This window comes from Rhodanobacter lycopersici, assembly GCF_040812335.1.
In the GTDB taxonomy this organism is placed as follows: Bacteria; Pseudomonadota; Gammaproteobacteria; order Xanthomonadales; family Rhodanobacteraceae; genus Rhodanobacter_A; species Rhodanobacter_A lycopersici.
The window spans coordinates 222,111-234,750 of sequence record NZ_JBFOHK010000003.1; the positions used below are offsets into that span (position 1 = coordinate 222,111).

10 protein-coding genes and 1 pseudogene are annotated in these 12,640 nt (G+C 68.0%); 1 reads left to right on the forward strand and 10 read right to left on the reverse strand.

The features are described from left to right. Positions 1–279 precede the first annotated feature (279 nt). The 10 genes and pseudogenes from purF to ABQJ54_RS12410 all read right to left on the reverse strand — a co-directional run bounded on the left by purF (position 280) and on the right by ABQJ54_RS12410 (position 11,093). Positions 280–1,755, reverse strand: a complete 1,476-nt coding sequence (gene purF / locus ABQJ54_RS12370) for an amidophosphoribosyltransferase (protein ID WP_367854614.1) — start codon at positions 1,753–1,755, stop codon at positions 280–282. A gap of 13 nt (positions 1,756–1,768) precedes the next feature. Continuing rightward, a complete protein-coding gene (locus ABQJ54_RS12375) occupies positions 1,769–2,395 on the reverse strand; it encodes a CvpA family protein (protein ID WP_367854615.1) in 627 nt (208 codons plus the stop codon). Positions 2,396–2,420: 25 nt separating this feature from the next. Further along, positions 2,421–3,527 (reverse strand): SPOR domain-containing protein, encoded by a 1,107-nt coding sequence (locus ABQJ54_RS12380; RefSeq protein WP_367854616.1) that lies wholly within the window; start codon positions 3,525–3,527, stop codon positions 2,421–2,423. A gap of 76 nt (positions 3,528–3,603) precedes the next feature. Next, positions 3,604–4,884 carry a bifunctional tetrahydrofolate synthase/dihydrofolate synthase gene (gene folC / locus ABQJ54_RS12385; protein WP_367854617.1) on the reverse strand — a complete coding sequence of 427 codons (1,281 nt, stop codon included), beginning with the start codon at positions 4,882–4,884 and terminating at the stop codon, positions 3,604–3,606. Positions 4,885–4,990: 106 nt separating this feature from the next. Further along, positions 4,991–5,122, reverse strand: coding sequence for a hypothetical protein (locus ABQJ54_RS12390; protein ID WP_367854618.1), 132 nt, complete (start codon positions 5,120–5,122; stop codon positions 4,991–4,993). 100 nt (positions 5,123–5,222) lie between these two features. After that, positions 5,223–7,625 carry a heavy metal translocating P-type ATPase gene (locus tag ABQJ54_RS12395; RefSeq protein ID WP_437343359.1) on the reverse strand — a complete coding sequence of 801 codons (2,403 nt, stop codon included), beginning with the start codon at positions 7,623–7,625 and terminating at the stop codon, positions 5,223–5,225. 201 nt (positions 7,626–7,826) lie between these two features. Continuing rightward, a pseudogene (locus tag ABQJ54_RS19145) lies at positions 7,827–8,045 on the reverse strand (YHS domain-containing protein); the annotation flags it as partial. Further along, on the reverse strand, positions 8,000–8,425 hold the full coding sequence (locus ABQJ54_RS12400) for a MerR family transcriptional regulator (protein WP_367854620.1): 426 nt from the start codon (positions 8,423–8,425) through the stop codon (positions 8,000–8,002). The pseudogene ABQJ54_RS19145 and the gene ABQJ54_RS12400, both read right to left, overlap by 46 nt. Positions 8,426–8,488: 63 nt before the next feature. After that, positions 8,489–10,498, reverse strand: coding sequence for a CocE/NonD family hydrolase (locus ABQJ54_RS12405; protein ID WP_367854621.1), 2,010 nt, complete (start codon positions 10,496–10,498; stop codon positions 8,489–8,491). A 121-nt stretch (positions 10,499–10,619) separates the two neighbouring features. Beyond that, positions 10,620–11,093 (reverse strand): Lrp/AsnC family transcriptional regulator, encoded by a 474-nt coding sequence (locus tag ABQJ54_RS12410; RefSeq protein WP_367854622.1) that lies wholly within the window; start codon positions 11,091–11,093, stop codon positions 10,620–10,622. Positions 11,094–11,258: 165 nt separating this feature from the next. Between ABQJ54_RS12410 and ald the strand changes: the two genes are divergently transcribed. Further along, a complete protein-coding gene (ald, locus tag ABQJ54_RS12415) occupies positions 11,259–12,377 on the forward strand; it encodes an alanine dehydrogenase (RefSeq protein ID WP_367854623.1) in 1,119 nt (372 codons plus the stop codon). Positions 12,378–12,640 lie beyond the last annotated feature (263 nt).

A 12,640-nucleotide genomic window follows, 5' to 3' on the forward strand; every position in this document is an offset into this window, starting at 1 on the left:
CTTTCTCCAGCTGCGTGGCAGCGCGTTATGTTGCCCGAGGAAGACCGTGCCTTCGTCCCGGTGTTTCCAGGTACGCCATACGAGGACAAGCGAACCCACGACCAGCAGGCCAATCCACGCCAACACCAGCCAGAAATCCAGGGCCTTCGAATCGAAGGCAATCAAGATTCCAAGGACGACAAGGCAAACGGCCAGATCCCGGAAGGCTTTCGGGCTGCCCCACGAGCCGCGGCTTGACGGTTTGCCTCGCACCGGAAGTCCCTCTTCAGTCGCAGCTCCTCACGCGCTGCGGCGCGCGGCCTTGGCGTCGTCCGAGCGCAGCATCTCGATCTGCTGCAGGTAATGCTGGTCGAGGCCGGTGACGTATTCGCCGTTGAAGCAGGAGGAGTCGAATTGCTTCAGCGACTCGTTGCCGTCCTGCACCGCCCACACCAGGTCCTTGAGATCCTGGTAGATCAACCAGTCGGCGCCCAGCATCTGCTGCACCTCGGCCTCGGTCTTGCCGGCGGCGACCAGTTCGGTAACCGAGGGCATGTCGATGCCGTACACGTTGGGGTAACGCACCGGCGGCGCGGCGGAGGCGAAGAACACGTTCTTCGCGCCGGCATCGCGCGCCATCTGGATGATCTGTTTCGACGTGGTGCCGCGCACGATGGAGTCGTCCACCAGCAGCACGTTCTTCTTGCGGAATTCCAGATCGATCGCATTGAGCTTGCGGCGCACCGATTTCACCCGGTCGCCCTGCCCCGGCATGATGAAGGTGCGGCCGACGTAGCGGTTCTTGACGAAGCCCTCGCGGAACGGCACGCCCAGCGCCTCGGCCAGCGCACTGGCGGCGGTGCGCGCGGTGTCCGGGATCGGGATCACCGCATCGATGCCATGGTCCGGGCGCTCGCGCAGGATCTTCTCGGCCAGCTTCTGGCCCATGCGCAGGCGCGCCTTGTACACCGACACGTTCTCGATCATCGAGTCGGGCCGCGCCAGATACACGTATTCGAAGATGCACGGCGCGTGCATCGCGCTGTCCGCGCAGTGGCGCGTGTGCAACTGGCCGTCGTCGGTGATGAACACCGCCTCGCCAGGGGCCACGTCGCGCAGGCGCTTGAAGCCCAGCACGTCCAGCGCCACCGATTCCGACGCCACCGCGTACTCGCGGCCCTCGGCGGTGATGCGCTCGCCCAGCACCAGCGGGCGGATGCCGTTGGGGTCGCGGAAGGCCAGCAGGCCGTAGCCGAGCAGCAGCGCGATGCAGGCGTAACCGCCACGCGCACGCGCGTGCACGCCGGCGACCGCCTTGAAGATGTGGTCGGGGGTCAGCGCCATCCGCTCCTGGATCTGCAACTCGTGCGCGAGCACGTTGAGCAGCACCTCGGAATCGGAATCCGTGTTGATGTGGCGGCGGTCGTCCTCGAACATTTCCTTGCGCAGCGCCTCGGTGTTCACCAGGTTACCGTTGTGCGCGATGGCGATGCCGTAGGGCGAGTTGACGTAGAACGGCTGCGCCTCCTCGGCGCCTTCCGAACCCGCGGTCGGGTAGCGGCAGTGGCCGATGCCGATGCGGCCGCGCAGGCGGCTCATCGACGCCTGGTTGAACACATCGCGCACCAGGCCGTTGCCCTTGTGCAGGCGCAGCCGCGCACCGTCCACCGTGGCGATGCCGGCCGCGTCCTGGCCGCGGTGCTGCAGCACCGTGAGGCCGTCGTAAAGCGCCGATGCCACTTCGGTGGTACCGACGATGCCGATGATTCCGCACATGATGGATAGCCTGCTACGGGTGATTCGAGGAAGAAACGGTGGCGGCCGGCGCGGGGGTTGCGCCCGGTGTGGAGATGGTGGCTGGCAGCTGCTTGCGCAATGCCCCGTGCAAGATCGCGGGATCCAGGTGCTCGCGCAGCGAGTCCGACACCGCTGCCGGATGGAAATGTTCGCGCACGCCCGGCGGCACCTGCTGGCCCAGCCAGATCGTGGCGTTCTGGAACGGCGGCAGCAGCATCGACTGCCGCCACGGCTGCTCGCGCGTGAACGCGGTGAATTGGCACAGGAACACCAGCACGCATACCAGCAGCACGCCACGCGCCAGCCCGAACACCATGCCGAGCAGGCGATCCGTGCCCGACAGGCCGGTGCTCACCAGCAGCCGCTGCACGAAGAAGCGCAACAGCGCACCCAGCACCAGCACCAGCACGAAGCACAGCGCATAACCCGCGGCCACGCGCGCTGCCGGCATGGTGATCATGTGCAGCCGCTCGGATACCGCGGGCCCGAACAGCCACGCCACCCAGAACGCGGCGATCCAGATCACCAGCGCCAGCACCTCGGACACCAGGCCGCGCCATAGCCCGACCAGCACCGACAGGCCCAGCACGCCGAGTATCGTGTAGTCGATCCAGTTCATGCCCGGGCCTGTGCTGGTCTGTCGGTCAGGGAACGTTGACCACGTTGCCGCTGATGTTGAACTTCGCCTTGATCTGGTCGCGCACACGCTCGGCATCGGCACGCTGGGTCAGCGGGCCGGCGCGTACGCGCCACAGGCGCTTGCCACCCGCGTTCACCGAATCCACGAAGCCGTCGAAGCCACCCGCGCGCAGCTTGTCGCGCAGGGCATTCGCGTCGGCCTCGCTGCCCAGCGCGGCCAGCTGCACCGCATAACCGCCGGCGCGCGGAGTCGCGGCAGCGGCAACCGGGTTCGCGGTCGTCGTGGTGGTCGTACTGACCGGCGTCGACGCGATGTTGGAATCGGCGTGGCCCAACCCTTCCACCAGTTTCGCCGGCACGCCGGGAATCGACTGGGTGATCTTCAGCCGCGCCGCCTCGGCGGTAGTACGCGAGTCGAACGGGCCGGCGGTCACCAGGGTGAGCTGCTTGCCGGCCTGGGTGATGACACGGGTGAGCACCGGGTAACCGAGTCCGCGCACGCGGCGCACCAGGTGATCCACGCTGTTCGCATTGGCATAGGCGCTGAGATTGAGCACGTAGAGCGCACGATCCGCCGAGGCGGCTGCCGCCGCCGGCGCGGTCACCGGCGCCTGGACGGGCGCCACGGCCGAGGTCACGACCGTCTTCGCCGGAGCCTTGGCAGCCGGCGGCGTGGCGGCAGCACCGCCCTGCCCCTGCAGCGGAATCACCGGCTGCGAGGGCGAGGCGCCGGAACCCATCGCCGGCACGGCTTGCTGCTGTGCCTTGGGTGCCGCGGCGTCGGTACCCACGTCGGTGGGGCGGCGCGAGGCGATGTTCACCGTGGCGAGCTGGCCGCCCTGCCCCGGTGTCACCGTGGCGGTGCTGGCGGCCGGCGCCGCTGCGACCGTGCCGGCTGCCGTCGCAGTTGCGGCGCTACCGGCTGCCGCAGGTGCGCCTGGAGCCAGGCTCATGGTGCGGGTCTGCAGGTTGCTGTCCTGCGCGGGCGGGATCGCCAGGCTCACCGACTGGTCGCTCGCCGTGGCCGGCGGCGGATTGCTGGAGAAGAACATCGGCACGAAGATGACGAGCAGGGCTATCAGGACGAAGGCACCCAGCAGACGTGTTTTCAAGAGTTCGCTCCGAGGCGGCCTGCGTGGCCCGCGATCCGGCGATTATACCTGCCCCGATCCGCGCGCCGCCCGCGGCTCACCGGTGGCATTCAGCCATGACCGCCGCGGCCACGAAGAATGAACCGAACGCGAGGATGCGTTCGCCCGGTCGCGCCGCGGCACGCGCCGCTGCCAGCGCCCCGGCCACGTCGCCGTGCCGGTCGCAATTCGCCTGTGGCAAGGTCTGGCGCAGGATGTCGGCCAGTGCGTCCACCGCCAGGCCGCGCGGGCTGACGCCGTCCAGGCCGGCGAGGTGCCAGTGGTCGATGCGCGCGTCCAGCGCGGCGATCACGCCTGCCACGTCCTTGTCGGCCAGGGCGCCGTACACCGCATGAGTGCGCGCGGGTGGTTGCGCGTCCAGCCAAGCGGCCAGCGCGCGCGCGGCCTGCGGGTTGTGACCCACGTCCACGATCAGCGGTGGATCGCCTCCCAGCGACTGCAGGCGCGCCGCGATCCGTGCTTGACGCAGGCCGTGGCAGATCGCGGCATAGGCATCCTGCGGTGCCAGTGGGTCGCCATCGATCCACAGCGCGTGCAGCGCGGCGATCGCCGTGGCGGCGTTGGCGTACTGCACCGGCGCGGCCAGCGCGGGCGCCGGGAGATCCATCGCCGTGCCGTCGCGATGCCGCCAGAGCCAGCCGTCGGCATGCAGTTCGGCGAGGAAATCCGTGCCGGCACGCTCGATCCTCGCTCCGGTGGCAGCCAGCGCCTCGAGCAGCCCCTGCGGCGGATCGACCTCGCCCACGATCGCCGGCCGCCCGGCGCGGGCGATGCCGGCTTTCTCCCGGCCGATGCTGTCGCGATCCGGGCCCAGCCAGTCCATGTGGTCCAGGTCCACCGTGGTGATCACGGCCACGTCGGCGTCCACGATGTTCACTGCGTCCAGCCGTCCGCCCAGGCCCACCTCCAGCACCGCCACGTCGAGCCCGGCGCGCGCGAACAGATCCAGCGCCGCCAGCGTGCCGTACTCGAAATAGGTCAGCGGCGTGTCGCCGCGTGCCGCCTCGATGCGCTCGAAGCTGGCGACCAATGCCGCATCGTCCACGTCATGGCCATCGATGCGCACACGCTCGTTGTAGGCGAGCAGGTGCGGCGAGGTGAACACGCCCACGCGCAAGCCCGCGCCCTGCACTGTCGCCTCCAGCAGCGCTACGGTGGAGCCCTTGCCGTTGGTGCCGCCCACGGTGATGACCCGTCGCGCCGGCGCCGGTGCGCCCATCCGCCGCCACACGCTGCGCACGCGCTCCAGGCCCAGCTCGATGCTGCGCGGATTGACGTGTTCCTGGTAGGACAGCCATTCGGCGAGGGTGCGGGACATGCTCGGACTTCGCGTGCGCGGAAGGCGCGCAGCTTAGATCCTCCCGCTCCCTGCGCACAGGGCGGCACCCGTCAGCCGGATGCCGCGCAGGTCATTGGCGGCATTCTCAACCCAGCGGATGGATGACCGCGAGCAAGGACCAGACAAGGCCAAACGCGATCGACGCGCTGGAAAACAACGCCAGCATCAGCGGCGCAAGGCGGTCCACTGCAGTACGAACCTGGGCAATCGTGTTCATGGGGCATCTCCTTCGACCCGGGATTGGGTGCAAGAGAGATGCTCCTCTGTCGGCGCGGGCCGCGGCAGAAGCGTCCGTCAAGCATCGCCGGTGACAGTCGTCACAGGGCCGTATGGCGCAGCCTCGATGCGTTGCTCACCACCGACACCGAACTGAGGCTCATCGCCAGGGCGGCGATCATCGGCGACAGCACGATGCCGAAGACGGGATACAGCACACCCGCCGCCAGCGGCACGCCGACGCCGTTGTAGACGAAGGCGAAGAACAGGTTCTGGCGGATGTTGCGCACCGTGGCCTGCGACAGCGTGCGTGCGCGCAGGATCGCGCCCAGTTCGCCTTTCACCAGGGTCACTTGCGCGCTTTCCATCGCCACGTCGCTGCCGTTGCCCATCGCGATGCCCACATCGGCAGCAGCCAGCGCGGGCGCATCGTTGACGCCATCGCCGGCCATCGCCACCTTGCGCCCCTCGCCACGCAACGCCTTCACTGCCGCCGCCTTGTCCGCGGGCGAGACTTCCGCCTGCACTTCATCGATGCCCAACCGGCCGGCCACCGCCTGTGCCGTGGTGGCGTTGTCGCCGGTGAGCATCACCACGCGCAGGCCTGCCGCTTTGAGCGCCGCCACGATCTGCGGCGCCTCGGGCTTGATGCGGTCGGCCACCGCGAGCAGCGCGGCGAGTACGCCATCCACGGCGAGATGCATCACCGTGGCACCCTGCCCGCGCAACGCTTCGGCGCGGGCATTCGCCTCCTCGCCCAGCACGATGCCCAGCTCCTGCAGCAGCTTCGCATTGCCCAGCGCCACCGTGGCGCCATCCACGGCGGCCGCCACGCCGCAGCCGGTAAGCGCGCGGAATCCTGTCGCCGCGAGCATGGCCACACTTTCCGCATCGGCGGCGCTCACGACGGCATGGGCCAGCGGGTGCTCGCTGGGTCGCTCCAGCGCGGCGGCGAGTGCCAGCAGGCGTTCACGCGACTGGCCGCCCAGCACCACCAGCCCGGTGAGCGAGGGTCGGCCTTCGGTCAGTGTGCCGGTCTTGTCCACCACCAGGGTGTCGATGTCCTGCAACGCTTCGATCGCACCGGCGTCCCTGAACAGCACGCCATGCTGCGCGCCATGCCCACTGGCCACCATGATCGAGATCGGCGTGGCCAGGCCCAGCGCACAGGGGCAGGCGATGATCAGCACCGACACCGCCGCGATCAGCGCGTGCGCCAGTCGCGGCGACGGCCCGAACACGGCCCAGGCCATGAAGGCCAGCACGGCCACGGCAGCCACCGCGGGCACGAACCACGCGGCTACCTTGTCGGCCACGCGCTGCAGCGGTGCCTTGCTGCGCTGCGCCTGCGCCACCAGGGCCACGATCTGCGCCAGCAGGGTTGCGCCGCCCACCTTCTCCGCGCGCATGACCAAGGCGCCGTCGCGGTTCAGGGTGCCGCCGGCCAGCTTGTCACCGTTGCCCTTGGCCACCGGCATCGGTTCGCCGGTGAGCATGGATTCGTCGACATGGCTCGTGCCTTCCAGCACTACGCCGTCCACCGGCACCTTCTCGCCGGGGCGCACACGCAGCGTGTCGCCTGCCTGCACTTCGTCCAGTGGCACGTCGGCCTCGCTGCCGTCGGCGGCGATGCGCCGCGCGGTCTTCGGCGCCAGGCCCAACAGCGCCTTCAGCGCCGCGCCGGTGCGCCGGCGCGCGCGCAGTTCAAGGAAGTCGCCCAGCGTCACCAGGGTGACGATCACCGCCGCCGATTCGAAATACACGCCGACGCGGCCATGCATGTCGCGAAAGGCCGCCGGGAAGATACCCGGCAGCAGAAAGGCCACTGCGCTGTATGCCCAGGCCACGCCGGTGCCCAGCGCGATCAGGGTGTACATGTTCGGCGACCACGGCCTGAGCGAGCGCCAGCCGCGCGCGAAGAACGGTGCGCCGCCCCACAGCACCACCACGGTGGACAGCAACGCCTCGATCCAGCCCGCGATGCCGTCCCACGGCGAAGGCAGGTGCCAGTCGGACAGGTGCGGCCCCATCGCCAGCAGGAACACCGGCACGGCGAACGCCAGCAGCGTCCAGAAACGGCGCGACATCGCCGTGAGCTCGCCATCGTCGTCCTCGTCCAGCGTGGGCATCATCGGCTCCAGCGCCATGCCGCATTTCGGGCAGTCGCCGGGACCGACCTGTTGCACCTCGGGATGCATCGGGCAGGTGTAGATCGTCCCAGCCGGCGCCGGCGGTGCGGGCTTGCGCCCGCCCAGGTACGCCTCCGGGTCAGCCACGAACTTCTCGCGGCAGCGCGCGGCGCAGAAGTGGTAGTCGTGACCGTCGTGCGTGGCGTGATGCGCAGTGGCTTGCGGATCCACGGTCATGCCGCAGACGGGATCCTTGACCAACCGCGATGCATGCGGCGCCCGACTCCCCGCTCGCGGGAGAGGGGCCGGAGGAGAGGGCGGCTCTTGCGTGGCAGCCTGCCTGAACCCTCTCCCGGCTGGATTCGCGCCATCCATGGCGCTCACCCCGTCGGGGCCGGCTTCCTCGTTCCGCAGGGACTTCCGCGCCTGCAGGTCGTCCCACCTCCCCTGCAAGAGGGAGAGGGGTTCACCCGGCGGCGGATGGGTTTCATCCGGCGTTTGCACGGGCAGCGCCAACGACACAAGCTTCGACGGGCAGCAGCCGTCCGCGGTGGCGGGAACGCCACCGAGATAACGCTCCGGTTCCGCATCGAACTTCACCTTGCAACCGGCGCAGCAGAAATGCACCTCGCTGCCCGCATGCACGCTGCGATGCCGCGAAATGGCCGGATCGACCACCATCCCGCACACCGGATCGCGCGCCGCAATGTCTGCGCTGCCCATCGACGCACAGCAGCTTCCCTGCCCGTTCATGCCTGCGCCTCCTCGTCGCTCAGCGCACGCAGGATCGGACATTCCTCCGGCTTGCCGTGGCCGGGGCACGAGGCCACCAGTTGCGCCAGCCCGTCGCGCACGCGCTGCAGTTCGACGATGCGCTGCTCGATCGCCGCCAGCCGCCGCTCGGCGCGCTGCTTCACTGCCTTCACCCCGCGCTGGCGATCCGCCGACAGCGCCAGCAGCTCGCGGATTTCCTCCAGCGTAAAGCCCAGTTCCTTGGCGCGACGGATGAAGCGCAGCTGCGCGATGGTGCCTTCGTCATAGCTGCGATAGCCGGAAGCGCGCCGCAGCGGTTCGGGCAGCAGGCCCTCGCGCTCGTAGTAGCGAATGGTGTCGATGGCCACGCCGACGCGCTTGGCGACGGCACCGATGGTGAGGGAAGCGGTTTGCGTGTTCATGGGACAAGTCTAGACCTTTGATCAAGGTCCAGAGTCAAGTGAAAACGCGTTGAAGCAACCCCATCAACCGCTCTTGCCGGTCTTCCCCTCCGCGACCGGCTCACCATTCGGCACCACCGTGATGGTGATCCTGGACGGATGCTGGCTGTCGTGATGGATCACGTTGCGGGCGATGACGCCTTTGACTTCGTCGTAGTTGTTGCCGCCGGTGTTGAGGTTGCGGTCGAAGCGCGGGAAATTGCTGCTGGAAACATCCACGCGCAGCTTGTGCCCCGGCTTGAAGTAGTAGCTGGTGTCGATCGGCTGGAAGGTGACCTTGTATGTCTGGCCGGGCGACAGCCACGCCAGCGGCTTGTCGTAGCCGTTGCGGTAGCGCATGCGCTGGATGTTTTCGGTGATGTTGAAGGCGCGGCCGTCGGGATACACGTCGCTCACCTTGAAGGTGAAGTCGGTGTCCTTCGCGCTCGAGGAAACATACAGCGTCACCGTGATCGGCCCGCTGACTTCGGTACCCTGCTCGAACGGCTTGGAGTCGTAGACCAGGATGTCGTTGCGGGTTTCCTGCGGACGCTGGTCGTAGGAGCCGAATTTCACCGCCGAGCCCTGGCAGCAACCGCCACCGCCAAAGGTGGGCACCGGATTTTCCGGGTCGTAGACGAACTGGTCGGGATGGTCCGCAGCGGGCGGCGTGTCGACGAGTTCGCCGTTGCCGTAGAGCGTGTTGGCCTGGCCCTCGCTGGTGAAGTAGAGATCCTGCGTCCTGGCCCCGGCCGGCGGCCAGGTGTCGGACTTCTCCCAGCGGTTCGCGCCCATCACGTAGTACATCACCCCGGGCTGCTTATCCAGGATCGGGCTGTCTTCGCCCTTGAGATAGTGATCGAACCAGCCGTAGACGAGATCGTTGTAGTCGAAGCGCGCATCGCCCACGTCGAGGTCGCCGATCATGGTGTGCTCGCTGGCACGCGTATACGCGCAATGCAGCACCGGCGCGATGATCGCGTATTGCTGGTCGGCGACGGCTTTCGGCGCGGTGCGGCGCACCTCGTTGTAGGCGGCGAGATTGGGCGACACGGAAACGTCGAACCAACTCATGAACCACAGGCCCGGCTTGCTGACCTTGAGCTTTTCGTTCCACAGTCCGCCCTTGTACCAGGCGGGGTCGTTGGGCGTGCGCGCGATCATGTCGCCGCCGGTGGCCACCGGCATGTGCGTCTCGAAGATGCCCGGCGGGCCGCCCACGGCCTTGATCATGTCTTTCTCGGGCAGGTGCCAGAACGCCTTGTTCCAGTCGACCGGCGGCATCTGCGGAGCGAGATCGTAGAAGTGCGACGCGTTGACCAGGTCCGCCTGCGAGGTGCCGTGCGGGAACAGCGGCCGCGTCTGGTTCTGGATGCCGTAGTCGTAGATCCAGGAAATGAACAGCATCTGCACCGCGCCGCCGCGGTACCAGTTGCCCTGCTCGTAGTACGGGCCAACCTTGCCGATGCCGGCGCCGAAACCCTGCACGTTGAACGTGGCCAATGCGGGGTCGTTCTGCGCCACCACGGCAAGCTGCCACTCGGCGGTCGACGAGCAGCCGGTGGTGCCGACCTTGCCGTTGGACCATGGCTGCGATGACATCCACTTGAGCTCGTCGCTGCCGTCGCTCAGCGGCATGCCGAGAATGTCGTAGTTCCCCTCGGAGAAGAAGTGGCCGCGCTCCTGCATCTCCACGTACGCATAGCCGTGCTTGACCGCATCGAGCTCGCGCGTCATGTCGCGCGGCGCACCGAGCTTCACGTCCCAGAAATTGAAGTTGTACGGCGTGCGCGAAAAGATGATCGGCACCTTGCCTGCGCCCTTCGGGCGATAGATGTCGGCGGCCATCAGCTTGCCGTCGCGCATCTTCACCATCACCTTGCGGTCGATCACCGCGACCTGCTCGAGCTCCTTCTCGATGGCATTGCGCTTGGCGATCAACTGGGCCTGTGGATCGGGTCTCTGTTGCGCGGCGGCCGGGGTAGCCACCAGCAGCGACACCCCGAATGAAGTCAACGCACAGGCGAAGGCGGAAGCCAGCGGCTTGAGGCGCATGCTCGTAATCCCCTACGAATGTTCCCCGAGTGTCCGGCAGCCGGCAGGCTCAGGGAACATGACTAAGGGCATAGAGAGGGCTTGATGGCTCACCTCCGCACATCTGACCGACCACGGGCGGCTACACCGGCAGCGCCGTGGTCTTTTTCACCGTGCGCAGCGCCAGCGTGGATTGCACGCGCACCACGCCGGGCAGCTGGGTGAGGATGTCGGTATGGATGCGCTCGAAATCCGCGGAGTCGGCATAGGCCACGCGCACCATGTAGTCGGCGGTTCCGGCGAGCAGGCAGCACTCGGTGACCTCCGCATGACGCTGGATCGCCGACTCGAACGTGTCGAGCGCGGCGCGCCCCTGCTGGTCCAGCGTCACCAGCACGAAGGCGGTGCCCGACAGGCCCACGGCCTTTTCGTCGAGCAGCATCACGTAGCGCGAGATCAGGCCGCGCTCCTCCAGCAGCTTCACCCGGCGCAGGCAGGCCGAGGGCGACAGATTGATCCGTTGGGCCAACTCGACGTTGGTCAGGCGCCCGTCTTCCTGCAGCAGCTGGAGGATGCTGCGGTCGCGCTCGTCGAGCTCCACGCCAGGATGTGACACGAAATTTCATCCATATGAATCTTTGTCGCCAAAGATTCTACTGTTGCAGACAGTAAGCCGACAAATCCGCGGGAAATTGCTCGACACGCGGATCATACTTCTGCAGCTCCGGTCTGCATGCGGACCGGCTCCACCACTTATCCACCCAGCGAGAGACAGCCAGCCATGCGCATCGGTGTGCCGAAAGAAATCAAGAACCACGAGTACCGCGTGGGCCTCATCCCCTCGTCCGTGCAGGAACTGGTGCACCACGGCCACCAGGTGGTGGTGGAAACCGGCGCGGGCCAAGGCGCGGGCATCAGCGACGCCGACTACGTCGCGGCGGGCGCGACCATCGCGACCGGCCCCGATCCGATCTTTGCCGAAGCCGACATGATCGTGAAGGTGAAGGAGCCGCTGGCCGTCGAGCGCAAGAAGCTCCGCAAGGGCCAGATCCTGTTCACCTACCTGCACCTCGCACCCGACCTGGAGCAGACGAAAGACCTGATCGACTCAGGCGCCATCTGCGTCGCCTACGAGACGGTGACCGCCGCGAACGGCACGCTGCCGCTGCTGACGCCGATGTCCGAAGTGGCCGGCCGTCTCGCCCCGCAGGTGGGCGCGCACTCGCTGGAGAAGGCCCAGGGCGGCCGCGGCGTGCTGCTGGGCGGTGTGCCCGGCGTGCCGGCGGCGGAAGTGGTGATCCTGGGCGGCGGCGTGTCCGGCACCCACGCGGCGACCATCGCCGTGGGCATGGGCGCCAAGGTCACCGTGGTGGATCGCTCGGCTGATGCGCTGAAGCGCCTCGCCGCCCAGTTCGGCACCGCGATCTCCACCGTGTTCTCCACCCGTGCCGCGATCGAGGAGCTGGTGCGCCGCGCCGACCTGCTGATCGGCACCGTGCTGATCCCCGGCGCCGCCGCGCCCAAGCTGGTCACCCGCGACATGCTGAAGACCATGAAGCCGGGTTCGGTGATCGTCGACGTCGCGATCGACCAGGGCGGCTGCGTGGAAACCTCGCACGCCACCACCCACGCCGACCCGACCTACGTGGTCGACGGCGTGGTGCACTACTGCGTGGCCAACATGCCGGGCGCCGTGGCGCGCACCTCCACCTTCGCGCTCAACAACGTCACCCTGCCGTTCGCGCTGTCGCTCGCCAACAACGGCTGGAAGAAGGCGCTGGCGCAGGACGTGCACCTGCGCAACGGCCTCAATGTCTGCGAAGGCAAGCTGACCTGCGAGCCGGTGGCCGAGGCTCACGGCCTGCCGTACGTAAAGGCGGAGACCGCGATCGGGATGTAAGGCGGCACCTGCGAGCTCAGAGCCCCTCTCCCGTCGGGAGAGGGGTTGGGGTGAGGGTTCGGCAATACCGAAATGTCTCGCTCCGCACGTACCCTCACCCGCCTGGATTCGCGCATCCATGGCGCTCACCCCCTGCGGGGCCGGCTACGCCGTTCCGCAGACGCGTCAGCGCCTGCAGGTCGGCACCCTCTCCCGGAGGGCGAGGGATTCGCTCGGCAGCGTATATGCAAGCAACCAAAACCAAGGCCAGGCGCGCAGACGCC

Excerpts from the sequence above, each read along its gene's own strand:
- ABQJ54_RS12395 (WP_437343359.1), bottom strand. The coding sequence starts at position 7,625 with ATGGATGGCGCGAATCCAGCCGGGAGAGGGTTCAGGCAGGCTGCCACG.
- folC (WP_367854617.1), bottom strand. The coding sequence starts at position 4,884 with ATGTCCCGCACCCTCGCCGAATGGCTGTCCTACCAGGAACACGTCAAT.
- ABQJ54_RS12405 (WP_367854621.1), bottom strand. The coding sequence starts at position 10,498 with ATGCGCCTCAAGCCGCTGGCTTCCGCCTTCGCCTGTGCGTTGACTTCA.
- purF (WP_367854614.1), bottom strand. The coding sequence starts at position 1,755 with ATGTGCGGAATCATCGGCATCGTCGGTACCACCGAAGTGGCATCGGCG.
- ABQJ54_RS12390 (WP_367854618.1), bottom strand. The coding sequence starts at position 5,122 with ATGAACACGATTGCCCAGGTTCGTACTGCAGTGGACCGCCTTGCGCCG.
- ald (WP_367854623.1), top strand. The coding sequence starts at position 11,259 with ATGCGCATCGGTGTGCCGAAAGAAATCAAGAACCACGAGTACCGCGTG.
- ABQJ54_RS12375 (WP_367854615.1), bottom strand. The coding sequence starts at position 2,395 with ATGAACTGGATCGACTACACGATACTCGGCGTGCTGGGCCTGTCGGTG.
- ABQJ54_RS12400 (WP_367854620.1), bottom strand. The coding sequence starts at position 8,425 with ATGAACACGCAAACCGCTTCCCTCACCATCGGTGCCGTCGCCAAGCGC.